Here is a 26,095-nt window from a genome sequence, read left to right as displayed (position 1 = left end):
TTGAACTCGCATGGCTTGGATTGAAGGCATCGCGCGGCTCTCAATCCGGGGTCATCACGATCTTGCCGAACGCCGCACCGGAATCGAGCAGTTCATGCGCGGCGCGAACTTGGGAGAGCTTGAAGCGCTTGAAGATCGACGGGCGGATGGCGCCCTCGGCGAGATAGCCGATCACCTTGCGCATGATCTCGCGCCGGCCTTCGCGGTCGTCGTCGTAGATGTGAAAGGAGAAGCAGCGGATCGCGGGGCAGATATCGAGATACTTCCGCATCTCGCCCATCAGGCCTTCCGTCGGCAGTCCGGCAAACGCGTTGTAGGAAACGATGGTGCCCCATTTATCGAGCGCGCCGAGATAGGAATAGAATTCCGGGCCGCAGACGTGATCGAGCACCAGGCTGACGCCGCGTCCGCCGGTCAGCGCGCGTGTCCGGGCGACGACGTCCTCGTTACGATAATAGATGATCTCATCTGCGCCCATCTTTCGCGCAAAGGCGGCCTTCTCCGGCGTAGAGACGGTGCCGATCACCTTCATCCCGGCGATTTTCGCGAGCTGCACCAGCGACGTCCCGACACCGCCGGCCGCGCCGATGACGAGGGCCGAGTGGGGCGGCGTAGCGGAGCCGCAATTGTGCAGCAGCGCCCAGGCGACCTGGTAGTTCGGCAAGCAAACCGCGTCCTCGAACGCAACATTGTCCGGCAGCACATGCACGGCGTCAGCCGGGGCCGCGACATATTCGGCGTAGCAGCCGCCGCGCTGGGCGAGGTCGCGCGCGCTTAGGAGCACCCGCTGGCCGACGGTGAGCCCGCTCACCTGCGCACCCACGGCTTCCAGGATCCCGGCGACATCATTGCCGGGATTGGCCGGCAGCGGCGGCATCCACTTGTAGACGCCGCTGCGGATCAGCTTGTCGGGCTGGCCGATGCCGAAGGCCTGGGCGCGGATCAGAACGTCCCGCTCGCCCAGCGTCGGCATTGGCACCTCGACATAGTCGAGCGCCTCCGGGCCCCCAGGGCGATGCACCAGTACAGCCTTCATCCGGCCGTCCTCCCTTAACACCTATTTTCGAAAATATTGCCGATTACGAAAATTATTGCAACGGGTTTCTTTTTGGCTAGGATCGCGGGCCATGGGGTCGCGAGAGAATCAATGACAACGATAGCCCTCAAGGCGCGCAAGGAATTCGGCAAGACGCTCGCCTCCGATATCGCCCACCGGCTGCGAAACGAGATCGTCACCTGCCAGCTCAAGCCGAATGAATCGCTGAAGTTCGATGCGCTGCGCCTGTCGTTTGGCGCCAGCTTCACGACGCTGCGCGAAGCCTTGACGTTGCTGGTGGCGGAGGGGCTCGTCGTCGCCGAAGAGCAGCGTGGCTACAAGGTCGCGCCGGTGACGATTGAGGATCTGCACGACCTGACGCATGCCCGCATCCTGATCGAGGTCGATCTGATGCGACGCTCGATTGAAAAGGGCAATGACGACTGGGAAATAAGGGTTATCTCGTCACTTCACCGGCTCGCCAAGATCGAGGAGCGGGCCCCGGAAGATTATGCAAGCAATGCCGAATGGAAGGCGGCGCACCGCCAGTTCCACGAGGCGCTGGTCTCGGCATCGGGATCGCCGACGCTGCTTGCCGTGCGCAACTCGCTGTTCGACCGCGCCGAGCGCTACCGCAATCTATCGGCCATGTTCAGGCCGCACCCGCGCGACAAGGTCGGCGAGCATCGCGCGTTGATGCAGGCCGCGATCGGACGCAACGCCGATCAGGCGTGCGCCTTGATCGCGAGCCATATCCAGACCACGTCCGACAACGTCGCCAAATACGCCTCCGGCGTGATCAGCGCCGGCTGATTACCTGCAGCCGGCGTCGGCCGTCTCTCCCCACAAGCTGCTCGGCGGACGCCATCCAGGGGATCGATTTCGGTTGCGTTAGGCGCAATTTTCGAAAATAGTAGCTCTTGACGAAATTCCAGTCCATCAGCCCGTCCAACCGAGAAGGATATACCGTCCCATGCGGCTGCTTTCATTTCTGAACAATGGCAAGGAGACCTGGGGAGCGATCGTCGGCGACGGCGTGGTCGACCTCGGCAGCAAGCTGCCCCACGCCACGCTGCAGGACTTCATCGCAAGCTCCGATTTCGAGAGGCGCGATAGCATCGTGGCCGGCCACAAGCCGGACCTGAAGCTAGCCGACGTCAAATATCTTCCGGTGATCCCGCGTCCCGAAAAGATCGTCTGCGCCGTCCGCAACTATCTTGACCATCACCAGGAGGCCGTTGCCCACGGCATGAAGCGCGAGATCACCGCGTTTCCGCCGATCTTCCTGCGGGTCTGGCGTTCCCAGGTCGGGCACGACGCGCCGGTGATCCGGCCGAAAGTGTCGACGCATCTCGATTGGGAAGGCGAACTCGCCGTCATCATCGGCAAGCCCGGCCGCTGTATCTCGGAGGCCGATGCCATGGCCCATGTCGCCGGCTATTCGATCTACAATGACGTCAGCGTGCGCGACTATCAGATGCATGCGCAGCAGATCGCCGCCGGCAAGAATTTCGTCGGCACCGGGCCGTTCGGGCCGTGGATGGTGACGACGGACGAGTTGCCCGATCCGACCAAGCTGAAGCTTGAGACCCGCCTCAACGGCAAGACGGTACAGAAGTCGGACACCTCGTTCCTGATCTTCTCGATTCCGCGGCTGATCAATTACGCCTCCGAGATCTTCGACCTGATGCCGGGCGACGTCATCGCCACCGGCACGCCGGCCGGTGTCGGCTTCACGCGCAAGCCGCCGATGTTCCTGGTGCCGGGCGACGTCGTCGAGGTCGAGGTGGAGAAGATCGGCGTGCTGCGTAACCCCGTGGTCGATGAGGCCGCGCAGTGACAGTGTACGATATCAGGAAGACGCAGGTCTCGATCGAGGAAGTCTGGCACGAACGCGGCCCGCGTCGGCCGCAGCCGCTTCTGATCGGCACTGCGCTCGCCGTCATCAACAATCCCTATGCCGGCCGCTATGAGCCGGACCTAATGCCGTTTCAGGCCGGCTTGCGCGACCTTGGCCGGCAACTGGCGCGCACGCTGTGCGAGCGGCTGGGCGGCAAGGATGCCATCGAAGCCTATGGCAAGGGCGCGATCGTCGGCGGCGACGGCGAGCTCGAGCACGGCGCAGTCTGGCACGAGGCGGGCGGTGCTGCGATCCGCGAAGTGATTTCGCAGGCCAAGGCGATCGTGCCTGCGGCCAACACCGTCGGCGCGATCGGCACGCGGCTGATGGTCCCGCTCGGCCACATCGAGGCGGCCTACGTCCGCAGCCATTTCGGCACCGCCGAGATGACGATCTGGGACGCGCCGCGGGGTGACGAGATCGTGTTCGGGCTCGTCATGGCAACCGGCGGACGGACGCACGCGCGCATCGGCGGCCTCTCGGTCAACGCGATCTCAGTCCACGACGGGCAACGATGAGCGTAGCGTTTTCTCGCCCAACCGATGCCTTCATCCGACAAAACCGGACAGCCGGAATTTCTGAGATCGCGCACTGACCGGACATGTTGCGGATCGCCAAAATCGACGCGAATGACCTCGAACGGACATTCGAGTTGAATAACGTTTGAGGCTGCCCCATCCCGCCCTGGGCATCGCGGGCTAGAATTGAGCGGTGCCTAGTTTGCTCGCGCGGCTCTTTTAAGCGTCAGCACATGGACCACAGCCACGATGACTGAGAACAGCAGCAAACCTATTTCAGCGCCGTGAACCTTTTCCGGAGCGTAAGTTGAGGCGACCCAAATCAGCAATCGAACTGAAAGGGCGAACGCCACCATGCCCCAAAGCCCCACTGCATTGGGTGCGTACCAAGTTGGCTCGCCGTCGAGCCTCCACTGCATAGCCATGCGAGCGCTCCTGATGCGAGGTCCAAAATAAAGGTTGCAGCCGGCAAGAAATGCGACGGCTGGCCAGAACACAAGGTCAGCAACCAACATGAGTGTATCTTCTAACGCAAGGCCGCCTCAGTTGGCGGCCTCTTATTTGCCGATTACTAGCCCAAACAGGTTAAGGGGCATCTGAACAGAATTATCAAGCTTGAGCGATTGGGCGCGATTTTCGGGTTTGGCACCAAGCCGACCTGACGTTGATCCTGAGCGACGTCCGCTGTCTAAGCGAAGCGGCAATCGACAATTTGCCCTTAGGTCGGCGTCACCGTTGGCGCCCGCGCATCCAATCAATTACCTTAGGCCAGATTTTTCGATGCGCCTGCCTGCCCACAAGTGGTCCCACGTGCTGAAGCGCCACTCCGATTTCTCGCTCATACGAAAATATCGAAGGGTTCTTCAACGCTCCTAAGACGGACAAGGATGGGACCACTCGGCTTGCATGATCGACAATTGCCGCGACGGGTATTTTGGCCAGCGAGTCGGATCGGGCATCCCGCCCAAACAAATGAAGCTCGTTGCGCGCGAATCGGTCTTCACGGTAGAGCAGCTGGATTACATCTCGGATCAGTGGGCCGCTGGGCGCGAACTCGTCCAGACTCCAGCGAATGACGGCAACATGGATTGCCAGCGCTTCCGGATCCAGCAAGCTTGTGCAGCTATCGCTATAACGCCCGATAACGAATTCTTCCGGTGCCGCGACAACGCTCGCCAGATCGAGCAGACTTCCTGGAACAGCACCGAGCGGCGCTGTTGGCGAAGACAGCACAATCGGCCCTAGCGCTCCGGTCTGTTCGCCGAATTTTAGGGGAGCTTCAACAAGCACGAGTTTGCTGACCAGGTGCGGCTCAATAGCCGCGGTGATCGCGGCAAGGGTCCCACCAAGAGAGTGCCCAACGAGGATGGATGGGCCGCGATGCTCGGTCGCGATCATTTCAGCTGCAAGGCTGAGTGAGCGTATGCTGGATTCAAGGTCCGACTTGCCATCCTGTTCCTCTGGCCATTCGTACAGGTAGACGGCGAATCCCGCCTGGATGAGACACCGCACCACGCTCACGTCCGGCAAGAGGTCGAATATGTAGGCCCGCTTGATCGGGGCGGGTACAATCAAGGCTGACGAAGGGTTCGCCGCCGACTGTGCGTAGCGGCGTAGTCGGAAATCGGGATGCGCAACGCGGTCCCATGCCGTTTCATGCGGCCCGTAGCCCGCACTTTCCAGCATTTCGCCAACTGCCCTTCTAAAGGCGTCGGTAACCGAGAAAATCGGAAACATCGTCTCGCGCCCCCGGGATGCACTTCAAATTAGAGACCCATTAGCGTTCCGTCCCGTTGACAGGCCGCCTTAACATCCATATACCATCCAACTAGATGGCACCAGGATGGAGCTAGGCCATGACGAGCAACGTCCGCGAACTCCGGCCAAAGCCCCCGGAAAGCGAAAAAATCACGATCAATCTCGGCTATGTCGATCTTGGTCAGGTCGACTTGATGGTTCAGGAAGGTTTCTACTCGAACCGTACCGATTTCATTCGAACGGCAATCCGCAACCAGCTGGAACGTCACGCGGACGTCGTCAAACAGTCAACGACCCGAAAAAGTTTGGATCTGGGTCTGAGGCACTTCAGCCGAGAGGATCTCGAAGCGGCGCGGCGAGCCGGGGAAATGCTGCACATCAACGTTTTGGGCCTTGCCAGTATCGCTCAAGATGTCACGCCCGAGCTTGCTCGCGCCGCAATTGCTTCGGTCTGCGTCCTAGGCGCTTTGCAGGCCAGTCCGGCGGTCAAGGCCGCCCTCGTCGATAGAACACGGTGAACGCGATGCTCAGACAGGACATAGTTGGCGAAGCCACACGCCTCACGCGCGCTGGCCGACTCGTGGAGGCCACCGCGCTCCTTCAACGCATGCTGCGCGACGAAAGCGCGCCAGACCCGGAATCGCGCATCGGTCATCCCGCATTTATTGGACAAGAGCCGTCGATGATTGACGCGAAGGCCAATGCTATTGAGGAGAACGATAGCCCGGACCTGGCGCGGCCTCCATTCGCTGAACCTCGCATGCTCCGCGAGTTTCTCGATCGCACAAGGCAGCGCCCTGGGTTCAACTTGCGAACTGTGATTGAGCGCAAGCCGCTTTCCCCGTCGGATATCGTGCCTCACGGCACAAGGTTCATCGAAGGAACCTACCGCAATCCGGCGGGAAGCCGTGCCTACAAGCTTTTCATCCCCAGCCGCTATCAGGACCAATCGCTTCCTTTGATCGTGATGCTACACGGCTGCACTCAATCCCCGGACGATTTCGCCGCCGGTACGAGGATGAACTTCATCGCTGAAGAACAATCTTGCTTCGTGGTCTATCCGGCCCAGCGCAGCGAGGCAAACCAGGCGAAATGCTGGAATTGGTTTCGCCCAGCCGACCAGCAGCGGGGCAAAGGTGAACCCTCGCTTATCGCGGGCATCACTCGCCAAGTCATGCGCGACTTTTCGATCGACCCCAATCGTGTCTATGTTGGTGGACTATCGGCCGGAGCTGCCGCTGCTGCGATCATGGGAATTACCTATAAGGATCTGTACGCAGCGATCGGCGTACATTCTGGCCTTGCCTGCGGGGCCGCCATTGACCTTCCATCTGCGTTGGTCGCCATGCGACAAGGTGGCGGAGCCAGTCACAGCGTTACTTTATGTGATGGACCACCTGTTCCAACTATTGTTTTTCACGGCGATTGCGACACTACCGTGCATCCCAACAACAGCGATCAAATTCTTGCGCAGTCTGTGAGAGCGATGAACCTGCAAAAGAAGGTTGTTCGCGGCCAGGTACCTGGAGGGCATGCCTATACCCGCACGATCCTTAGCGACGCGAATGGGCGCGGAATATTGGAGCACTGGGATATCCACGGAGCTGGTCACGCATGGTCCGGAGGCAATCCTGCCGGTTCCTACACTGATCCGAAAGGACCGGACGCAGCAAGGGAAATGCTGCGTTTTTTCCTCGAGCATTCGCTCCCACAGCGATCAGGTTAGGGTCAGCCCGTTCGCGGCACTTTCGGAAATGACGGGTCGAGCTGACGTGTCAGCTCATTGAGGCAAGGCGGACATACCCAGAGCAGACAGTGTTACAGGACTTAGCGGTGTGGTTGGACTTGTTAGCTGGACCTCCGTGGCCGAGTACTCAGGGCTGCCTCTTCCGTGTTTCATTGGAAGGAGAAGCGGCTAGATGATCTCCACGCCAGGATCGTTGCCTGGTACAACAAAATCCGGGTTTGCAGGTGACCGTGAAATACCGCGCTCAACGATGCCAGTGACTACCAGCCACTCGTTTGCATTGCCGCTTGCAAAAATTACAAGCGCATCCTGGTTGGGAAGCGCCTGCAGTCGAACTATGAGCTCTTTGACGGTCATCGCGATTTCTCCTGACGACAGGTCCTTGCTAGCCAGTCGTAAGAAATCGTCGCCTCGATCTCGATCCTATCGAGAAGAGACCGTCGTCCACCAAATCAAATGTTAAGGTGTAAAGCCTGCCTTGTCCGTGACGTAAGCCGGATCATCTCGTCCGGCCAAACCTGGTGCCCCGTTCCGCCTCTTGCGCAAGCTTCAGCCAATCCTCGGCAAGGCGCACCCAAGCCTCCTTATCCAGAGGGCTCATGGCCTTCTCCGCCAGCTTACGGCATTCCTCAGCTTCCTTACGGAACCTCTCCGCGTCGGTTTGGGACGAGGGTGTCATCTGCAGTTCTTTCCCCCTTCATCTACATGGGTATGGGCTGTCTGTGGGAACAGCACCGAGCTATCCCGCGAAACGCGTCTCGCGATTGGCCGTTCCAAAGAAGATAATCGGCAGTTATATTATTGCTGCGGATCGCCTAATGCGCTCTGCGCTAAATTCGACCTTTCCGCGCCGCGCGTGTGATCACGGAAAGCGGCATAATCTTCTTCTTGCTTGGCCTCGCTTCCGGTAGCGCTCGCGCCGCTTCGGTGTCCATGGCTTGAGCCAGAGTAGCCGGGCCCGTTTGTGCTCCGGCTCGATGTCGACTGGGCCGGCATTTGCGCTCGACCCATAGTGAATGTGCGAGAGCGCTAGGTCTGCTTCTGGGCACTTTCCGGACCGGCGGTGATGTCTGACTTGAGTCCGGAATGCGCACCTAAGCGGACGTCCACTGACCAGTCTGAATTTATGGGTTATTCACGCCCTTGGATCAGAATCGGGCTAGAATTTCCGCACCAGATCCGGCGTAATCTCGCTGATCGAGCGGATGCCTAATAGCGCGAGGTCGCGGTCGATCTCGGCTTTCAGAAGCGTGATCGCGCGCTGCACGCCGGCTTGCCCGCCGGCGATCGCGGCATAGAGGAAGGGACGGCCGACCCAGACGAAATGCGCGCCGAGCGCCAGCGCCTTGATCACATCGGTGCCGCGCCGGATGCCGCCGTCGACCATCACAGTCATGCCCTTCGCTTCGGCCGCGATCTCCGACAGCGTGCGCAGGCCGGACATCGTGTAGTCGAGCTGGCGGCCGCCATGGTTGGAGAGCATCACGCCGTCGACGCCGCTCTCGCGCGCGATTCTGGCATCCGTCGGCGAGACCAGCCCCTTGACGACGAGCTTGCCCTTCCACCGCTTGCGGATCAACTCGACATGCTTCCAGGCGAGCTGGTCGCGGGCGCCGATGTTGCGCATCAGATTCTTCGCCAGCACCGGCGGGCCGCGCTGCGCGTCCATGTTCTCGAAATGCGGCATGCCGTGGTTGATCACGGTGCGCGCCCAGGTGCCGAACAGCCAGTGCGGATGGGTGACCGTGTCCCAGAACACGCGCGGCGTGATCGCGAGCGGCACCTGAAAGCCGTTGCGGATGTTGTTCTCGCGGTTGGGCGGCACCGGCACGTCGGCGGTGACGACGAAAGTGTCGTAGCCGGCCGCCGCCACGCGATCGACCAGCGGTTCGATCCGCTCCGGCAAGCCTGCGAGATAGGCCTGATACCACGCAGCCTGATTGGCGGCGCGTACATCCTCCAGCGTGATCAGCGACGAGGCGCTCAAGATCATCGGCACGTTCTCGGCCTTTGCCGCCTGCGTCAGCACGATGTCGCCGCGATAAGGGCACAGCGCCGAGGAACCCATCGGGGGAATACCGAACGGCGCGGCATAGGTGTTGCCGAACAGCGTCGTAGTCTGGTCGCGGCCGGAGACGTCGTTGAGCACGCGCGGCACGAAGCCGTATTCGTCGAAGGCCTTGCGATTGTCGCGCATGGCGGCGTCAGTCTCGGCGCCGCCGGAAATATAGCCGTAGAGAAATTTCGGAATCCGCCGCCGCGCCACCGGCTCGAAATCATCGAGCGAGAGATATTTCTGCAGAGCCCGCGGCACCGCGCTCTCGGTGCGGGTCACGGTCGGAGGCGGCGCAGTTACGGCCGGAGATTTGTCGAGCACGTCGGGCGTTCCATTTTCTTGGTTGTTGTCGGAAAGGCGGGTTAGCGCCGGGGAGGCGGTCCGCCAAATTTCTGGCCGGCCTTGTTGACGGAATCGCTGACGTCGCCGAGCATTTTTCGCGTCTCGGCGATCACCCGCCCGGACTTCTTGTCGAAACTTTCAATCAGGTCGCGCAGCGAAATCACGGTCGGCAGCAGCTCGCCGCCGTATTTGTCGCTGGCGAGGCTGCCGAGGAAATCCTTTGTCTTATCCATTGCGCCGTCGACCGCGCCGATGCCGGATTCGGCGGTTGCGATGATGGACGTGATTTTCGCTCCATTGTTTGAGAGCGAGGCGGTGAACGTCTCGAAATTCCGCAAAGTATCCTTGATCGCCACCTCGTTGTCGGCGATCACGCGATCGACGTTGCGCAGCGCCACGCGGATTTTTTGCTGGGTGTTGAGTGTGCCTTCCGGATCGGCGGTGAGCTCTGGAATGCCGTCGGGTCCCTTTGCTGGCGGCGGCGCCTCATCGGAGCCGCCGGTGAACGAGATCGCGGCGATTCCCGTGAGCCCCTGAAATTCAAGGCCGACCTGGGTGTCGCTCTTCACCGGCGTGGTGCCGTCGATCATGGCGAGCGCGACCACGCGGCGCGGATGGTCGAGTTTCAGCGACACCACTTCGCCGACCCGGATGCCGGCGAAATTCACGCTGCCGCCGTTGCGGAGGCCGGAGGCCGAGCCCTCGAAGACCACGCGGAACGGCACCTTCTGTTTGGCGCTGACGAACTTCTGATAGCCAAGAAACCCGCCCAGCGATCCCCCGATCAGGGCCAGGACGAGCGTGCCGATCATCAGATTGCTGGCGCGAACCTTCATCGAAAATGCCTAAGTAAAGCCGGTTCAAGAGATAGCGGATTTGGTCGAGCAAGTCACCGCGAGTCCCTCAACCTCGGCCCCGCCTGCGGGCAGAGGGAAACGTCAGCCCGTCTGCTTCCGTGACGCGACAAACACCCCCGTCAGCACCAGCGCAAAGCCCAAGAAGTGGAACGCCTGCGGGTGCTCGCCGAGGAAGATGATTGACATGACGGTGCCAAACACCGGCACCACGTGAAAGAAGGGTGCTGCGCGGTTGGCGCCGATCAGTTGCACGCCGCGATTGAAGCAGAGATAGGCGATCGTCGAGGGAAACAGCGCGACGTAGGCGAGCGTCAGCAGGTTCGCCGCATCGATCTGCATCAGCGGCCGCGCGAACAGTTCCCAGATGAACAGCGGGATCAGGCAGGCCGCGCCGGCGCCGAAGGTGAAGGCGACGAACGACAGGCCGTGGATCGCGGGCCGCTTCAGCGACAGCACCGAATAGATACCGAAGATCGCGAGCGCCACAAGGAAGATCAGGTCGCCGATGTTGAAGTCGATGCCGGATAGCTTGGTGAGGTCGCCATGCATCAGGATGATGATCACGCCGGCCATCGAGAGCAGAACACCGGCGGCCTGCGCCAGCGTCAAGCGCACCCCGAGCAGCACCAGCGACCACACCGCGACCACCAGCGGTCCGGCCGACTGCAACAACAGCGTATTCAGCGCCTGGGTGTGCTCAAGCGCCCAGTATTGCAGCGTGTTGAAGGCGCTGATGCCGGTGACGGAGAGCACGACCATGATGCCGAGCCGGCCGCGGATCGCAGCCCAGTCGTTAACGAGATGCTTCCAGGCAAACGGCAGGATGATCAGGAACGCGAACGACCAACGCAGGAACGACAGCGTCACCGGCGGAATATGGCCGGCAGCCAGGCGCCCGACGATGGCGTTGCCGGCCCAGCACAGCGCGGTGATGCTGAGCAGCAGATAAGGCTGGTTGGCGAGCCAGTTCCCGGATCGTGCGGGTGAAGTCTGTTCGGTAGCCGACATTCGAAGGACCGGTTCATGGCGCCGCGGCCCGCCTGGCGATCGACGCCGGGCCGGAATGTGGCCCGGCCCTTGTCACAGACACCGATTTGCGCCGCTCATCAATGGTGCAAGATGCATCGCGACCATGCAGCCCGCCTTGCCGGCTGTTTGGGGTTGCCAGCGGGCAGGCAAGTATGCAATCAAAGGACGATTGATTCATGTGACCCAACCCTGGTTTGTTTTGCGGGCACATGCAGTGAGTTATTCCGGACTACTTTCAGTATTGGGCGTTGGTTCGATCGTTGGGACCACGATTTGCAGGCGAGTCTGCTCTCAAGCGTTTCGCCTGTCGGTGACATCGAATTTTTGCAGATGATAGGTCATTCCTTGAACAAGCCGATGTCGGCCGAAGAAGCCGAAGCCGAAACACGTCACCAGTTTGCCGTTCGCGCCAATTCCATTCTGGCGTTCATCGAATGCGATGAAGAGCAGCGCCCGAAACTGCGCGGGGCCATCATCGAGGCGATGCTATGGGCGCAGACGCAGCCCAAACTCACCAAATAGGATATAGCACTCCGCCGCAGCGAGGCCGCTCACGCCACGAGCGCCCGTGTGATCGCGCCCGCAGCCTTCACGGCGTCGTTGGGATCGAGTTCGATCTGCAGGCCGCGCTGGCCGCCATTGAGGAACACGCTGGTATGGCCGAGCGCGGCTTCTTCGATCGCGACCGGCACGCGCTTCTTCTGTCCGAACGGCGAGATGCCGCCGACATGGTAGCCGGTCAGCCGTTCGGCATCCGCCGGCCGCATCATCTTCGCCGACTTGGCGCTGAAGGCGGCCGCGAGCTTTTTCATGCTGACCTCGCAGTCCGATGGCACCACGGCACAGACCGGTTTGCCATCGACCTCGGCCATCAGCGTCTTCAGCACGCGCGCGGGCAGCACGCCGAGCGCTTCCGCCGCCTGCAGCCCGATGCTCGCTGCATCCGGGTCGTAGTCGTAGGCGTGCAGGGCGAATTTCACGCCGAGTTTTTCCAGTGCTAGCGTCGCACGGGTGGTTTTGGACATAGCCTTTTCATCATTGCCGGATGTTAATGCGCCTATCGCCCGCGCAAGGCCGGGATGGCCAGGATTTTACGGGGATATCAAGGGGTTGGAGCCGTTCTAAGGCCCCCTTAAAGCTGCCTTCTTGCTTGCCTAGAGCACCCGCTTCCTTTATCCGGTGGGGCTGCCTTGCACGCGAACGGCCCCGGCCGTGATTTTGGCTGGGCAAGCTATCGCATGACCCGGAAAAATGGCTACCCGTTTTCCGATCAGGTCATGCGCCAACGAAACGCATGACCTGGAAAAGTGGCTACCGGTTTTCTGGAAACGTCATGCTGGAACCAAGAGATTTGCGGGGAACACCTTAAAAATGGCCAATGTTGTCGTCGTCGGCGCCCAATGGGGCGACGAGGGGAAGGGCAAGATCGTCGACTGGTTGTCGGAGCAGGCGGATATCGTCGTGCGCTTCCAGGGCGGCCATAATGCCGGCCATACGCTCGTCATCAACGGTGAGACCTACAAGCTCGCCCTGCTGCCGTCCGGCGTGCTGCGGCCCTCGAAGCTTGCCGTGATCGGCAACGGCGTGGTGTTCGATCCGCAGGCCTTCCTCGATGAAGTTGCAAGACTGAAGGGGCAGGGCGTCGCCATCAGTCCGGAAAACCTGCGCATTGCCGAGAACGTCACGCTGATCCTGCCGCTGCACCGCGAGCTCGACGCGTTGCGCGAATCCGCCAATACGGCCACCGCGATCGGCACCACGCGCCGCGGCATCGGTCCGGCCTATGAGGACAAGGTCGGCCGCCGCGCGATTCGCCTGATGGACCTCGCCGACCTCGACACGCTGTCGCACAAGATCGATCGGCTGTTGGCGCATCACAATGCGCTGCGCCGCGGGCTCAATCTCGAGGAGATCGACGGCAAGGGCATTCTGAAAGAGCTTACCGCGCTGGCGCCAAAACTGTTGCCGTATGCGGAGACGGTGTGGCGGCTGCTGGATATCAAGCGCCGTGAGGGCAAGCGCATCCTGTTCGAGGGCGCGCAGGGTGCGCTGCTTGATGTCGATCACGGCACCTATCCCTATGTCACCTCGTCCAACACGGTGGCCGCACAGGCCGCGACCGGTACCGGCATGGGCCCGAGCGCGGTCGGCTATGTGCTCGGCATCTGCAAGGCCTATACGACGCGGGTTGGCCAAGGCCCGTTCCCAACCGAGCAGGACAACGAGATCGGCCGCAAGATCGGCGAGCGGGGCCGCGAGTTCGGCACCAACACCGGCCGCCCGCGCCGCTGCGGCTGGTTCGACGCTGCCTTGGTGCGGCAGACAGTCCGCACTTGCGGCATCACGGGTCTGGCGCTTACAAAGCTCGATATTCTCGACGGCTTCGACACCATCGAGGTCTGCACCGGCTATATGCTGGACGGCAAGGAAATCGACCATCTGCCGGCGGGCGAGGGCGCCCAGGCCCGGGTGGTGCCGGTCTACGAAACCATCGAGGGCTGGAAAGAGCCGACCGCCAATGCCCGGTCCTGGGCGGATCTGCCGGCCCAGGCCATCAAATATGTTCGCCGGGTCGAGGAACTCGTGGGTTGTCCGATCGCGTTGCTTTCCACCAGCCCCGAACGCGAGGATACTATCCTGGTACAGAACCCGTTTGAGGCTTAACGGGATGTTACGGCAGGGGCGGCAGTATTGAAGAGAAATGGCTGATTATTATCCGCTGATCGCACGCGCTATCGCCGGCCTGGACCCCAATGCTCCAGGCGAGAGCCGCCGTGCGCTCTATGAGCGGGCGCGTACCGCGCTGATCGCGCAGTTGCGCAGTGTTCAGCCGCCGCTTTCTGAATCCGAAATCACACGCGAGCGGCTGTCGCTGGAAGAGGCCGTGCGCAAGGTCGAATCGGAAGCCGCCCAGCGCGCCCGCGAGGCTTCGCGGCCCGGGGCTGCGCGCGGCGGCGATGCCTTCCGCCGCGCCAATGCCCGCCCGGCGGAAGCGGCATCCGCTTCTGCGGCACCGCCGCCGGGTGCGCCGCGCCCGCGTCCGCCTTCTCAAGCCCCGTCGCGCGAGGCCCGTCCGCCGCTTGGCCAGGATGAGCCACGCCCGCCGCGCAATCTGCGCGCCGATGCGCCGCCGCCCGGCGCGCCGCGTCCGTCGCAGCCGCCGCAGATTCCGACGCAGGATGGCGCTCCTCCGCCGCCGATCCGCGAGCGCGGCGGCGCCCGCCGCGGCCCGGACAACGGCGCACCGCCGACGCCGCCACAGCCGCCGGGCATGCGCGGCTTCCGTGACATCGCAGCCGACGCCGACGATCTTGGCCGTGCCGCGGCGCAAGCCAACCGCAACGCGCGGAAGACCTATGCCAACGTACCGTCGCCCTCGCCGGAATTCGACCGGCTCGAGCCGAGCATGGAAGACCGCGGCGCCGATCCCGAGGTGCCCTATTCGTATGACGAATCGCAGGCGGAGGCCGACCGTTACGCGTCGCAGCCGCCGCTGCGCGATCGTCCGCGGCTCTCGCAGGATCGCGATCTCCCGAAAAAGCCCGCCCGCGTGGGCGCCGCGTTTCCGTTCAAGAGCGCGATTGCGGTCGGCATCGTGCTCATTCTGGTCGGCGCCGGCATCCTGTGGGGCAAGCAGGTCGTCACAGCCGTGAGCGGCCTGTTCAAATCCTCATCCGTCGTGGAAGCGCCGAAGGACCCGGCCGCGCCGCAGTCGCGCCCGAAGATTCCCGACCGCGTGGGCCAGCCGTCGTCGAGCGAGAACGTGGCGCCGGTTGCGCAGCGCGTCGTGCTGTATGACGAGGATCCGTCCGATCCCAAGGGCAAGCAATATGTCGGCTCGGTGATCTGGCGCACCGAACCGATCAAGGCGAGCGGCAACCAGAAGCCCGACGTGGCCGTGCGCGCCGACATCGAGATTCCCGACCGCAAGTTCAAGATGACGATGTCATTCCGCCGCAACACCGATACCTCGCTGCCGGCAAGCCACACCGCGGAATTGACGTTCATCCTGCCGCAGGATTTTTCCGGCGGCGGCGTCGGCAACGTGCCTGGCATTTTGATGAAGTCCAACGAGCAGGCGCGCGGCACGCCGCTGGCAGGCCTCGCCGTGAAGGTCACCGACGGCTTCTTCCTGGTCGGCCTCTCCAACGTCGATTCCGACCGCGCCCGCAATTTGCAGCTCCTCAAGGAGCGCTCCTGGTTCGACGTGCCGCTGGTCTACGTCAACCAGCGCCGCGCCATCATCGCGATCGAAAAGGGCTCCCCGGGCGAACGCGCGTTCAACGACGCATTCGCGCTGTGGGGGGAATAGCTGTAACGAGCTCAAGAGAAATGCGCTCTTGAGCTGATCTTCGTTACGCCAGGAAATCGATCGTCGCGGCGTAGCCAAAGAGTCCAACGTGAAACGGCCTCAGCATTGCTCCCGCTGAGGCCGCTTTGCATTCGCCGTCAATTAAAGCGACCGGTCACTCGGCGGCGGCGGCTCGCCTCCGTGCGGCGTGGCCGCGCTCCATCACGGCACGGCAGCCCGGACTGAGTTGCGCGCGGTGTCTGACCATGCAGGCGGTGATTCGCTGGACGTTGGGCACTTCATGGCCGCAGAACCGCATGGCGTCGCCGGTGCACATCTGCTGCGCCTCCGAGAAGGCGAGGCTCGGGCGTGCGGAAAGTGCCGTCGCCGCAAAGGCGATGCCGAAGAGAAGTGCGATCTTGCTTGTACGATAAATAGTCATTGAGCCGTTCCCCAAGGGTTGCGTGCGGTGCTGGCCGCTGTTCATTGGGGGCGCTGCACGCGGTTTGCGCTGCCGCACGCGTCGTCCATCACCGGGAACTCACCCGGTGTGGTTGCTCGATTTCTGCCGATGTCCGAATCGAAAAGTGCTGCGCGGCCCCACGCGAATTATGCGCCAATGCTGCGAAGCTGCAATGGCTCGCGCCAACACTTCCTGGACTGTTGCGTGCGCGCCACGTCGATCGAAGCGCAGAAGTGAGACAACTCGGTTTTGACGCTGCGTTTCTGATGTCAGCTCGATGGTTCCGGAGAAGGAACAGGCGCGCGCCTTCCGAACGCCGTCTCAGCCGTGATCGAACAGGCCAGCGAACGGGCGTGCGTCCCGAAATGTTATTCGGGGCCACCCGTTCATGACGCGGCAGCCATGATTTCGGTCATCCAGTGAGGGCTCCCCAAAGCCGATGTTGTTCGGCCCGAACGCCCGCCAGACGGCTGGCCGCCTTCACCTCCCAAAACTCCGTAGAAATGCGCAAAATCAGCGTTCCGGAACAACCACCCGTTAGGGAAGGCTGAGTATGATCGGCGGCTATTGCTCGCACCCGCCTCATTGCTGTCGTTGAAGTGAAAAGGCCGCCGAGACTAGCCTGTCGAATGGCACTCAAATGCGCGTTCATGCTGCTGCCGATGGATTCACGAAGATGCCGGCCATCCGTGCGGTGGAGCGTAAGCTGATGCGGCGACCCGGCACGATCCGGCGCGAGGCGGCATAGCTATGCCTGCCGCACCGTCGAGCCTGCGCGCGGAATTGAAGGGCGCCGAAAAGGAGGGACCCGAGCACGACGCCCGGATTTTCGGCGAGGTGACGGACCTATTCCTGTCCAATGTTGATCGTCTCGGTGAATCGCAGATCGCTGCGGTCGATGGCGTTCTCGCCCACCTGATCGAGCGGGTGGACGCGAAAACCGTGGTCCAGCTCAGCGAGGCCCTTTCCACCATCGACCGCGCCCCGCGCCAGACCATCCGCAAGCTTGCATTTCACGAAAACCACTTACTGGCGGCGCCGGTTCTCAGACGTTCCAACTGCCTGTTGGAAGCCGACCTTCTTGAAATTGTCCAAAGCCGCAGCCAACAGCATTTACTGGCAATATCGGAGAGAAAGATCCTCAATGAGGCACTCACCGACACGCTGATGCGATTTGGCGATGTCCACGTCTCCAACGCGCTCGCGCGCAACGCCGGCGCGCGTTTCTCCGAATGCGGCTACGCGACGCTGGTAGGGCGGGCCGAGCGTGACGAAGTCCTGGCGGAAAAGCTCGGGCTTCGATTGGACATTCCCGGCAGCCTGCTTCGGGAGCTTCTGGGCAGAGTTGCCGACGTGGTCCGCGCGCGGTTCTTGACGGCGTCGCGACCTGTTGCGCGGGAGAAAAACAAAGGTTCTGCTGCGGCGGGCGGCGGACCGGGAGACGCGGCCCGGAAGGCGAATGATTATACCCAAGTGCAAAGCAAAGTCGTGGCGCTCAATCGCACGGGCCAGCTCAACGATTCGATCGTGAACCGGTTTGCGGTAAGGGGTGAATACACCCACGTCATCGCAGCGCTCGCCCTGAAGGCCGACGTCAAGATCGAGGCCATCGAACCCTTGCTCGAGCCCGACCGGGTATATGGCCTGATCGTCGCGTGCAAGGCCGCCCGGCTGAGCTGGTCGACGACGACGATGATCGTCCGCAACCGTCCGAACTGTCCGCCATCCACCGACCGGGAACTCGAGCAATGCGTGGCGATCTACGAATCGCTACTGCTGTCGGTGGCGCAGTGGACCATTCGTTTCGGCTCCGACCGGATCCTTGCAAAGAATAACGAGCCTGTGGCGGCTGTAGCGGCTGCCGGCAGAAGGTAAGCCAATCTGCTTACGCACGGCGAACGGCGAGGTCCGCATGTGGCTCGTCCACATCCACCAGTACCGCCATCATGCCGGAATGGCTTCATTGGCGCGGTCGCGAGCCAGTGCCGCGTAGTGGCGAAGATATTCTTGCGCCATACGCCTGGCGGTAAACCTCTTTTCGAAATGCCCGCGCACCTGGCTTCGATCGAGTTCGGAGAGCCTTCCGATCGCTTCGACCGCTTCTGCTTCGTCCGCTACGACAAAGCCGGTGATGCCGTTGTCGATGACTTCGGGCACGGAGCCTGATTTGAACGCGATGACGGGCGTTCCGCATGCCATGGCCTCGATCATGACCAGCCCGAACGGTTCTGGCCAATCAATCGGAAACAATAGCGCCGCAGCGCCCGCCAGAAACTGCCGCTTCGCGTCATCATTGACCTCACCGGTGAGCTGGACCTGCTCGCCATCGATTTGCGGCTCGAGTTGTTCCTTGAAGTAGCTTCTATCCCCGCGCGGCACCTTTGCGGCGATACGAAGCGGCATCTTGGCGGCGCGCGCGATCCGGATGGCGGCTTCCGGTCCTTTCTCCGCCGTCAGCCGGCCCAGGAAGGCAAGGTAGGAGCCGGCCTCAAACGACGGCCGAAACAGGTCGGCCGGCAGGCCATGATAGATGGTGCCGATCCAGTTGGCGTCACTTAAGGGCGTGCGCTGATTGTCCGATATCGAAACGAACGGCGCGTCGGGAAAGTGACGGATAACATCCGCAAAGCCAGGCAGGTCCATGCGCCCATGGCAGGTGGTCAGAAACGGGACGCCAAGCCGGCTCAGCAGTGGCAGATGCAGCCAATCGATATGCGCGTGAATGACGTCGAATTCGGTCGCGCGGCGCGCGACCGCCTCCAACAGCGCCGCCTGCGCCACCATCGGGTCCGTTCGCGGGCGGCCGAGGCGAAGCGCCCGCGGCCAGACGGCATGGAGCTCGGCGGCGGTCCCCGAATCGCCACTCGCAAACAGCGTCACCTCATGCCCGAGGCTCATCAGCTCATCGATCAGCCAAGCCACTACACGCTCGGTGCCGCCGTAAAGCTTGGGAGGAACGCTTTCGGCCAGAGGCGCTATCTGGGCAATCCGCATCGGCTATTCACCATCGAGATGCCGGGGCTTATCGAACCCACACCCCCTTAGACCACCGGCCGTTCGTATTTGGACAGCAGGTCGAGCCAATCCTCTAATAGTCGGCTCATCAAAAAGTTCTGCCGCACGCTTTCTTTCGCACGCGCACCGAGCCCCTCCCGCAGCCTCGGATGCTTCAAGAGCTGGACTATTCTTTCGGCCGCCTGATCGGGCGTGTTCACCAGAAATCCGTTCCATCCGTCCTTGATCTGGTGCCGGATGCCTCCCACGTCGCCGCCGATGACGGCGGCGCCCTTCCACATTGCCTCGGTGACCGTAAGGCCGAAGCCTTCGCGGATCGACTTCTGCAGAACGACCGCGGCAGAGCGCTGCAGCGCGTTGACCAGCGTTGGATCGTCGACGCTGAGAACAATGATGCTTTCATCGACGGCGCTCTCGATGTTCTCGAGAATCTTCCCGCCCTCGGGATCGTCGGAGGCATTGTTGCCGACGAGCACGAGCGTGCAGTCGACCTGCTCTCTCGCCTTGCGGAAGGCCTCAATCACGCCCATCGGGTCCTTCCATCGGTCGAACCTGGAAATCTGCGTCACCAAGGGACGATCTGTCGGAATCTTGTAGTTGCTCAGGAATTCTCGTCTCTCGCGGTCGGACAGCTCTCGGTTCTTCGCCGAGAACGGATCGATCGCCGGGGTGACGAAATGCTGGCCGACCTGAAGATTCTGGCCGTATTCCGGTAGCGAGAAAATCGCCGCGTTATATTGCTCGATGAACTGGCGCAGATAGCTCCATACCGGGGCGTGCGGCGACGACAGATCGACGTGACATTGCCAGAGCCACGGCATTTCCCGATCGGAGAAATGCGTGATGAGCGGCAGAGGCTGAGGATCATGCACGATGACCGCGTCGCAGTCGTCGAGATGAAGCCGCGTGGCATTTTCGAACACGACCTGTTCGTAGATCGTCTTTTCGGCGTCGGAAAATTCCGAGCTGGTGCCCTGCAGCGTGTTGTGCAGTTTCTTCGTGCAGCCAAAGAAGCCCGGCGTTCCCTGAATAAGATGCCAGTCGGTTTCGATGCCGGTCGCGTTCATCATGAGGGTGAGCGGCGTGAGCAGTTCGGTGACGCCTCCGCCGTAGAACGTCGAACTGATATGGGCGACGCGCATCGTGCGCACCCGATCCGCTTTCGCTGCGATGCGCTCGCTCGCCGCACTACCGATGAGCGGCTCGTATTGTTCGAGCGTATGAAGCCCGAGGGTGGACCGTTGCACGGCGGAAGTGAGCATGGACATCGAAGAGTCACCTCTATGGTTCTCGCATTGCGGCAATGCCGCCTCACGCGTTCCAAAACTCGGCAAATTCGCAATCGCAATCGCGGGCTTTCAGCGCCATTGCGAGCGGAACCTGCTACCGGCCTGACAACTTTCCAACCGACCGATCGTTGCCAGATGGCTTCCCTTTCCGGATCCAGGGAATGCCAGTTTTTCCCACCAGCAATAAGTCCGAAAGCGTGTGGAAGTTGCCTCAGCCTAGCGTCCGGTCTTTTCATATTGCTGAACGTTCATTCATCCGCGGTCGGCGCAAGCCGATTCCAACGCTGGTGCTGTCGGCAATTCCCGCGCAATGGGAAGGTGGCCGTGCAAATTTACTTGGTCCTTCAGCTGCTGTATTGGGTAATCAGCGCCAGGAGGCAGTTCCATGAAACGCTATCTGATCTTCGGAGCGATCGGCCCGTTTGTCGGCGGATTCCTGATGCTGTTCGCGACCACCGTGGCCTCGGGCTACTGGACCGATACCAACTGGTCGGAGATCGGCAAATTCCTCGGCGCTTTCGCCAAGACGCTGCAATACAGCTATCTGTTCGGCATCGTGCCAGCGCTGATGATCGGCGCAATCGACGACATTCTCTGTAACGTCAAGCGCATCTCTCCGCTGGTGCGGGTGCTGATCGTGGCTGCGATCGGCTTTGCCGCGTCAGAACTGCTCTACGGTTCGCGCGGACCGGATACCGGCGTGCTGCAGTTTTTGCTCTACGGCATCGTCGGCATGGTGCCCGCTGGGCTATCGTCGTGGCTCGCGCACAAATACGTCGACACGCCGCAGCCGGTGCATTCGACGTAGTGCGTGCCATGATCCGTAGGTTGGGCAAAGGCGCGATAGCGCCGTGCCCACCGTCCATCATCGCGCACGCTTCCCGATGGTGGGCACGCTTTCCGCCTTCGCTGTTGAGCTACGGCGGACAAGTCGCTTTGGCGACCCTACGAGTCGGCGAACTGATTTGCCGCGCCCACAAACGAAAATTTCGATGCGCGGCTGCGACCAATTGGCACGACAGGCAAATCAATTCTGATTTTCAGAAATCGCGTCAAGCCCAGGAATCAAAAATATTTCTCTTAACATGTCAGGCAAATCATCTGCATAACTCCGCCCGTCTCACCCGATGGAGGGGCGGCTCGCGATCGTCACGAACGTGCGGTGGGATGCGATGGACGCGAGAGGTGCGCTAGACGTGTGCGCCCGACGCGTACGGCGAAGTCGTGTGGTTCTGGCGCCGCGGTGCTGGCGTTAAGTTGCGCAAGGTTCATCCTCGCGCGGCGACGGTGGCAAGAAAGCCGTTCACCGGGAAGAGCACGAAGTAAGCCGTAAAGCCATTGCGCAGGGAAGGCCGGGATGCTCCCGCTGTACCTGTATGCTCGTGTGCGCGTTCTTAGTGCGCAAATTGCACACGAGACCGCGGGTGCGGCGCGCACCCGGTCTTCCCTGCGCCCTCTGATTGGTGAGGGCGGGAAGTGAAGAGCAAAGCTCGGGCGCAACGCGTCGCGAGATCGCGAAGTCATACTCCGAATTGTAGGATGGGTGGAGCGCAGCGATACCCATCGTCTTGCAACCGGCATTGATGGGTATCGCTTGGCTCCACCCATCCTACGGGACTCAATTGTCGTCACCCGCGAAGGCGGGTGATCCAGTATTCCAGAGGCAGCAGTGATTGAACGGATAAGCCGCGACGTACTGGATCCCCGCCTGCGCGCTAGCTGATTCACACATCTTTGAGGGTCTCCCAGGCGGAAGCCACGCCCAAGAAGTATTGGAGGCCATGCCTCATGGTGATGGGGCCGGGTTTGGTGCGAGGGTATCCATCCCATCCGCCGAGGCGAGCAATGATCCATGAGGCCCAAGCCAAGGTTTGCGGGCGATGTGGATTGCTTTGGAGTTTGGTTCTGCCTTCGTACTTGGTGGCCAGTGCGGCGAGCAGCTTGATCTGCTCTTTGTTGAACGCGTTGCTGGCAGGTTCGGCGCTGCGTCCGTCGCGAGCCTGAACCAGTTGCAGGATCACGACGGCAGCCTTGGCGGCGATCGCGGTGAGCTTGAGCAGCCGATCGGCGGTTTCGATCCGGCTGTCTTCGAGTTGCAGCCCCTGCGTTTTGATCAGGCGGAACAGCTGCTCGATAATCCAACGCTTTTTGTACCAGTTGACGATCTGCCAGGCAGACGCGACATCGTTCACGTCATGGGTCGTCAGCAGGTACCAGTGCAGCGGCTCGACGCCCGCTGGCGGATCGACTTCAACGACCTCGACCAAAGCGAGTTCGACTGTCCGCGGTAAGTCGGCAGACGCGTTCTGCGGCCTTCTGAGGGTGACCCGACCGAACCGCAGCACCAGCTTGGCCTGTCGGGCGGGCCGATCGGCACGCGCCACAACGTCGATGGTGGCAGTGTCGACGACGGGCCAACTGCTGGCGGTGGCATACATGCTTGCACCGTCGGCCAGCACGCGATCATGCATGCTCCGCGTCAACAGATGGAAGTTTGAGGCCGATACGCTCGCCCATTTGGCATAGATGTCGCCCTCGCGATCGTCGATCACCGTGACCATCGTGGCCGCAGAGAGCACCTGCTTGGCTCGATGGGCCGTGCTGATCCAACGTTCCGACTCCTTCTGCTCCAGTGGCCGCTGATCGTGCGGCACCGTAACCCGGCCCTGGCGCGTCCAAATCTTCCCGCCTACCAGCCCCAGACAGGCGTCACTGGCGGCATCCACGGCGGCCATCGCATGCAACAGCAAGCCGTGGCTGTTCCCTTTGCCGATCTCACCCAGCCCGCGCCGACGCTCGGGTTGGGTCCTAAAGTTGATCTCGCTTGTATCCTGGATCGCCAGCACGTGCCGGCCGGCCGCCGCAACCGCCGTCTGTTCGCCCCAGCCTGCGAGCAGTGCTTCCAAGCTCACGTTCTCATTGGCGAGAAATCGGCCGTATCGGACTATCTTGGCCCGATCACCATCCGCCGCTCGACGCAAGCACGAGCTGGCGCGCGTGACCATCCCTTCGAGCAGAGCCGCCCCCCTTTATCGAGACGGCCATCCCCGAACCGACCAAGCCTGAATTGTTCGTTCAACATCTTGGCACCTCAATGGAATCGAAGTGCCAGATACAGAATCACAGCAGACCGTCGCTGCGGAAGGCCAAATCAAGACATCGAGTCATTCCGTCGCAGCCGGCAATGTGTGCATCTGCTAGCGCCTGCGCGGGGATGACAGTGGTGTATTGCGACGCTATCACCTCGTCATTGCGAGCGCAGCGAAGCAATCCATTATCGCCTCTATGCGGAGAGATGGATTGCTTCGCGGAAGCCTGTCATCGGGCGCGCATTCGCGCGATCCATGGGCTCGCAATGACAGGGAAAGCGATAATTTGACGCAACTTGCGCCTCGCATTCGCGTTACCATCTGATGACCATGCCAGACGACGATATCTATACGCCGCCCCGTTCGCGTTCCGGACCGTCTTCCCGGAGGCGGACGCCCGGACGCGGGCCGGTCATCGACCAGGAGGGGCGCGAACTCCCCGAGGCGAACCTGCATACGCGGTTCGAGGGAATGCGGTTCGATTTCGGTCATTCCGCCGCCAATCCGTTCGGCGAGTTGACGCGCGAGCAGCGGATCGCGCGGCTCGATGCCATCGCCAAATTGCTGGATGTCGCCTTCATCGTTCCCGGCACCAATTTTCGCTACGGCATCGACGGGCTGATCGGCCTGATCCCGGTGGTCGGCGACATCATCACGACGGCGATTTCGCTGTGGGTGGTGCGCGAGGCGCGTGCGCTTGGCGCGCCCTGGCACATCACGGCGCGGATGCTCGCCAATGTCGCGGTTGACGGCGCGGTTGGCCTGGTGCCGGTCGCGGGCGACGCCTTCGACGTCATGTTCCGCGCCAACGTGCGCAATGTGCGCATGCTCAAGCGCTGGCTCGATAAGCAACCGCGTTAAAGAAAACGCCCCCGAAATGATTTCCGGGGGCGCGCTGTTTGAAAATATGGAAGCTTTAGGCCGCGTCGGCCTTGTCGTCGGTGGCGGCCGGGCGCGGACGACGCGGCAGCGGGAACGCCTCGCTTTCATAGAGCGAGCGGATGCCGCTCTGGTCGAAGCGCGCTTCCTCGACCTGCAGATAGGCGCCATTCAGCGAGTCCGCCGGCAATTCCTCGATCGCGAAGCGAACTGCTTCCGCCGCGGTGCCAAAACGCCGATAGGCAAAACCGGCCCGCTTCTTCTTGCGGATCGCGGCGGGAAACAGTTCGGCGGCGGTGTTGTAGCTGAATGGACGCATGGACGGTGACCTCAATCTTTTTCGGCTCTTTTCGTGTGAGCAATGGGGATTGGATGACGGTGGGCCACAGCAGGGGCCACGCCGTGCACGTCATTTCAGGCCCCAATATAAGCTTCTTTAACAAAAATGCGACCCCTGAAGTCCGGCATCGGGGGTGATGATGAATCCACGCATGGCTGCGGGGCGGATTAATTAAATCAAGTTATTTCAATGGGTTCCCCGATTTGCAGCTTGCCGGGCAGGAGCAGGATGAGAAGCACGATTAAAATCGCGCCACCGGGCCCCATCGCGGAATGGCCCCTGCCATAGCCGCCGAAACGGCCGGAAAGGCCGCCCAGCGGGAGGTTATTTCGGCTGCAGCTTCAGAGCCGCCGAGTTGATGCAGTAGCGCAGGCCGGTCGGGCCGGGGCCGTCGTTGAAAACGTGGCCGAGATGGCCATTGCATTTCGAGCACAACACTTCGGTGCGGATCATGCCGTGGCTGAAATCGCGCTCCTCATCGATATGGCTGTCTACTGCAGGCTGCGTAAAGCTCGGCCAGCCGCATCCGGAATCGAACTTGGCATCGGATTCGAACAGCGTCTGGCCGCAGCCGGCGCAGGTATAGGTGCCCTTGCGGTGCTCGTGCTCATACTCGCCCGAGAACGGCCGCTCGGTCGCCTTCTCGCGCAGCACGGCGTACTGCATCGGCGTCAACTCCTTGCGCCATTCGGCCTCGCTCTTGACGACCTTGCCGGTCTTGATATCGGACATTTGGCCTCCTTAATTGCTAGCCTTTCAATTGGTAGCCTTGGCGTTGCGCACCAGCGTCGGCTTCTCGATATAGTTCTCCGCAAAGATCTTCTTCAGGTTCTCGATCTTCGGAATATCGTTGAAGACAATATAGGGCTGGTTCGGGTGCAGCGTCAGGTAGTCCTGGTGATAGTCTTCCGCCGGATAGAATGCCTGCAGCGGACCGACCTTCGTGACAATCGGCTTCTTGTAGACCTTGGCGGCGTTGAGCTGCGCGATATAGGCCTCCGCCACCTTCTTCTGCTCGTCATTGGTGGTGAAGATCGCCGAGCGATATTGCGTGCCGATGTCGGGGCCCTGGCGGTTCAACTGGGTCGGGTCGTGCACGACGGAGAAGAATATCTGCAGGATCTTGCCGTAGCTGATCTTCTTCGGATCGTACTTGATCTCGACCGCCTCGGCGTGTCCCGTCGTGCCGGTGCCGATCATGGTGTAGTTCGCGGTCATCTTGCTGCCGCCGGAATAGCCACTCACCGCGTTGAGCACGCCGGCGGTGTGCTGGTAGACGCCCTGCACGCCCCAGAAGCAGCCGCCGGCGATCACGGCGGTCTGGATGCCGTCGGCCGCCTGAACGTCGAGCGTGGGCGCGGGAATGATGACGGCCGCTTCCGACGCACGCGAGGGCGTTACCGTGAAAGCAGCAATGGCCAGCGCAGCGATGGCGGCGGCGCACAGCGAGAGGCGGCTGAAATGGCGAGGGGACATTGTTTCCTCT

Annotated in this window: 27 protein-coding genes; 12 read left to right on the top strand and 15 right to left on the bottom strand. The window is 61.7% G+C overall.

What is annotated here, in order from left to right; translation table 11 throughout:
- Window positions 1-40: 40 nt before the first annotated feature.
- Window positions 41-1,036: a zinc-dependent alcohol dehydrogenase family protein gene (locus RX328_RS37285; RefSeq protein WP_213248297.1), complete on the bottom strand. Its 996-nt coding sequence runs from the start codon at window positions 1,034-1,036 to the stop codon at window positions 41-43.
- A gap of 111 nt (window positions 1,037-1,147) precedes the next feature.
- Between RX328_RS37285 and RX328_RS37280 the strand changes: the two genes are divergently transcribed.
- The 3 genes from RX328_RS37280 (at window position 1,148) to RX328_RS37270 (ending at window position 3,454) form a co-directional block, all read left to right on the top strand.
- Complete coding sequence (locus RX328_RS37280) at window positions 1,148-1,849, top strand: GntR family transcriptional regulator (protein WP_213248298.1); 702 nt, start codon at window positions 1,148-1,150, stop codon at window positions 1,847-1,849.
- A gap of 160 nt (window positions 1,850-2,009) precedes the next feature.
- On the top strand, window positions 2,010-2,876 hold the full coding sequence (locus tag RX328_RS37275; protein ID WP_213248299.1) for a fumarylacetoacetate hydrolase family protein: 867 nt from the start codon (window positions 2,010-2,012) through the stop codon (window positions 2,874-2,876).
- Window positions 2,873-3,454, top strand: coding sequence for an amino acid synthesis family protein (locus RX328_RS37270; protein WP_213248300.1), 582 nt, complete (start codon window positions 2,873-2,875; stop codon window positions 3,452-3,454). Before RX328_RS37275 ends, RX328_RS37270 begins: the two co-directional genes overlap by 4 nt.
- Window positions 3,455-3,651: 197 nt before the next feature.
- On the opposite strand, the gene RX328_RS37265 is transcribed toward RX328_RS37270, so the two are convergent.
- Window positions 3,652-3,969: a hypothetical protein gene (locus RX328_RS37265; RefSeq protein WP_317258577.1), complete on the bottom strand. Its 318-nt coding sequence runs from the start codon at window positions 3,967-3,969 to the stop codon at window positions 3,652-3,654.
- A gap of 214 nt (window positions 3,970-4,183) precedes the next feature.
- Window positions 4,184-5,191: an alpha/beta fold hydrolase gene (locus RX328_RS37260; RefSeq protein WP_213248302.1), complete on the bottom strand. Its 1,008-nt coding sequence runs from the start codon at window positions 5,189-5,191 to the stop codon at window positions 4,184-4,186.
- A gap of 119 nt (window positions 5,192-5,310) precedes the next feature.
- Here RX328_RS37260 and RX328_RS37255 point away from each other — a divergent pair, with 119 nt between their 5' ends.
- Together RX328_RS37255 and RX328_RS37250 are read left to right on the top strand one after the other, a co-directional pair.
- Window positions 5,311-5,730, top strand: a complete 420-nt coding sequence (locus tag RX328_RS37255) for a CopG family transcriptional regulator (protein ID WP_028349427.1) — start codon at window positions 5,311-5,313, stop codon at window positions 5,728-5,730.
- A 5-nt stretch (window positions 5,731-5,735) separates the two neighbouring features.
- Complete coding sequence (locus RX328_RS37250; protein ID WP_213248374.1) at window positions 5,736-6,938, top strand: alpha/beta hydrolase family esterase; 1,203 nt, start codon at window positions 5,736-5,738, stop codon at window positions 6,936-6,938.
- 189 nt (window positions 6,939-7,127) lie between these two features.
- On the opposite strand, the gene RX328_RS37245 is transcribed toward RX328_RS37250, so the two are convergent.
- The 4 genes from RX328_RS37245 to RX328_RS37230 form a co-directional block, all read right to left on the bottom strand.
- Complete coding sequence (locus RX328_RS37245; protein ID WP_213248303.1) at window positions 7,128-7,316, bottom strand: hypothetical protein; 189 nt, start codon at window positions 7,314-7,316, stop codon at window positions 7,128-7,130.
- An 802-nt stretch (window positions 7,317-8,118) separates the two neighbouring features.
- The gene (locus RX328_RS37240) at window positions 8,119-9,273 is read right to left on the bottom strand and encodes an alpha-hydroxy acid oxidase (protein ID WP_213248376.1); all 1,155 of its coding nucleotides are present in this window, start codon (window positions 9,271-9,273) and stop codon (window positions 8,119-8,121) included.
- Window positions 9,274-9,377: 104 nt separating this feature from the next.
- The gene (locus tag RX328_RS37235) at window positions 9,378-10,193 is read right to left on the bottom strand and encodes an MlaD family protein (RefSeq protein ID WP_213248304.1); all 816 of its coding nucleotides are present in this window, start codon (window positions 10,191-10,193) and stop codon (window positions 9,378-9,380) included.
- Window positions 10,194-10,295: 102 nt separating this feature from the next.
- A complete protein-coding gene (locus tag RX328_RS37230) occupies window positions 10,296-11,222 on the bottom strand; it encodes a DMT family transporter (protein WP_213248306.1) in 927 nt (308 codons plus the stop codon).
- A gap of 15 nt (window positions 11,223-11,237) precedes the next feature.
- On the opposite strand from RX328_RS37230, the gene RX328_RS37225 reads away from it, so the two are divergent.
- Entirely contained in the window at window positions 11,238-11,765 is a 528-nt protein-coding gene (locus RX328_RS37225; RefSeq protein ID WP_213248308.1) for a hypothetical protein, read from the top strand.
- Between the two features lie 29 nt (window positions 11,766-11,794).
- Here RX328_RS37225 and ybaK read toward each other — a convergent pair whose 3' ends face one another.
- Window positions 11,795-12,268: a Cys-tRNA(Pro) deacylase gene (gene ybaK, locus RX328_RS37220; RefSeq protein WP_213248310.1), complete on the bottom strand. Its 474-nt coding sequence runs from the start codon at window positions 12,266-12,268 to the stop codon at window positions 11,795-11,797.
- A gap of 346 nt (window positions 12,269-12,614) precedes the next feature.
- On the opposite strand from ybaK, the gene RX328_RS37215 reads away from it, so the two are divergent.
- A complete protein-coding gene (locus RX328_RS37215; RefSeq protein ID WP_213248312.1) occupies window positions 12,615-13,907 on the top strand; it encodes an adenylosuccinate synthase in 1,293 nt (430 codons plus the stop codon).
- A gap of 37 nt (window positions 13,908-13,944) precedes the next feature.
- Window positions 13,945-15,555: a hypothetical protein gene (locus RX328_RS37210; protein WP_213248314.1), complete on the top strand. Its 1,611-nt coding sequence runs from the start codon at window positions 13,945-13,947 to the stop codon at window positions 15,553-15,555.
- 154 nt (window positions 15,556-15,709) lie between these two features.
- On the opposite strand, the gene RX328_RS37205 is transcribed toward RX328_RS37210, so the two are convergent.
- The gene (locus tag RX328_RS37205) at window positions 15,710-15,976 is read right to left on the bottom strand and encodes a hypothetical protein (protein ID WP_213248316.1); all 267 of its coding nucleotides are present in this window, start codon (window positions 15,974-15,976) and stop codon (window positions 15,710-15,712) included.
- Between the two features lie 771 nt (window positions 15,977-16,747).
- Between RX328_RS37205 and RX328_RS37200 the strand changes: the two genes are divergently transcribed.
- Window positions 16,748-17,872: a DUF2336 domain-containing protein gene (locus RX328_RS37200; protein WP_213248318.1), complete on the top strand. Its 1,125-nt coding sequence runs from the start codon at window positions 16,748-16,750 to the stop codon at window positions 17,870-17,872.
- A gap of 69 nt (window positions 17,873-17,941) precedes the next feature.
- On the opposite strand, the gene RX328_RS37195 is transcribed toward RX328_RS37200, so the two are convergent.
- Window positions 17,942-18,991, bottom strand: a complete 1,050-nt coding sequence (locus tag RX328_RS37195) for a glycosyltransferase family 4 protein (protein ID WP_213248321.1) — start codon at window positions 18,989-18,991, stop codon at window positions 17,942-17,944.
- Window positions 18,992-19,038: 47 nt separating this feature from the next.
- A complete protein-coding gene (locus RX328_RS37190; RefSeq protein WP_213248323.1) occupies window positions 19,039-20,280 on the bottom strand; it encodes a glycosyltransferase in 1,242 nt (413 codons plus the stop codon).
- Between the two features lie 182 nt (window positions 20,281-20,462).
- Here RX328_RS37190 and RX328_RS37185 point away from each other — a divergent pair, with 182 nt between their 5' ends.
- Together RX328_RS37185 and RX328_RS37180 are read left to right on the top strand one after the other, a co-directional pair.
- Window positions 20,463-20,690, top strand: a complete 228-nt coding sequence (locus tag RX328_RS37185; protein WP_213248325.1) for a hypothetical protein — start codon at window positions 20,463-20,465, stop codon at window positions 20,688-20,690.
- The gene (locus RX328_RS37180; protein ID WP_213248327.1) at window positions 20,687-21,109 is read left to right on the top strand and encodes a DUF5413 family protein; all 423 of its coding nucleotides are present in this window, start codon (window positions 20,687-20,689) and stop codon (window positions 21,107-21,109) included. Before RX328_RS37185 ends, RX328_RS37180 begins: the two co-directional genes overlap by 4 nt.
- Window positions 21,110-22,025: 916 nt before the next feature.
- On the opposite strand, the gene RX328_RS37175 is transcribed toward RX328_RS37180, so the two are convergent.
- Window positions 22,026-23,213, bottom strand: coding sequence for an IS4 family transposase (locus RX328_RS37175; RefSeq protein WP_317258526.1), 1,188 nt, complete (start codon window positions 23,211-23,213; stop codon window positions 22,026-22,028).
- 501 nt (window positions 23,214-23,714) lie between these two features.
- On the opposite strand from RX328_RS37175, the gene RX328_RS37170 reads away from it, so the two are divergent.
- On the top strand, window positions 23,715-24,251 hold the full coding sequence (locus tag RX328_RS37170) for a DUF4112 domain-containing protein (protein WP_213249269.1): 537 nt from the start codon (window positions 23,715-23,717) through the stop codon (window positions 24,249-24,251).
- Window positions 24,252-24,306: 55 nt separating this feature from the next.
- On the opposite strand, the gene RX328_RS37165 is transcribed toward RX328_RS37170, so the two are convergent.
- From RX328_RS37165 to msrA, 3 genes are all read right to left on the bottom strand, one after another.
- Window positions 24,307-24,588: a hypothetical protein gene (locus RX328_RS37165; protein WP_057842144.1), complete on the bottom strand. Its 282-nt coding sequence runs from the start codon at window positions 24,586-24,588 to the stop codon at window positions 24,307-24,309.
- A 345-nt stretch (window positions 24,589-24,933) separates the two neighbouring features.
- Entirely contained in the window at window positions 24,934-25,341 is a 408-nt protein-coding gene (msrB, locus tag RX328_RS37160) for a peptide-methionine (R)-S-oxide reductase MsrB (RefSeq protein WP_213249267.1), read from the bottom strand.
- Window positions 25,342-25,365: 24 nt separating this feature from the next.
- A complete protein-coding gene (gene msrA, locus RX328_RS37155; protein WP_213249264.1) occupies window positions 25,366-26,085 on the bottom strand; it encodes a peptide-methionine (S)-S-oxide reductase MsrA in 720 nt (239 codons plus the stop codon).
- Window positions 26,086-26,095: the final 10 nt, after the last annotated feature.

Origin of the sequence: Bradyrhizobium sp. sBnM-33 (genome assembly GCF_032917945.1) — a bacterium.
Lineage (GTDB): Bacteria > Pseudomonadota > Alphaproteobacteria > Rhizobiales > Xanthobacteraceae > Bradyrhizobium.
Note: the sequence above shows the minus strand (reverse complement) of the source record. Positions and strands in the feature narration are given on the sequence as shown.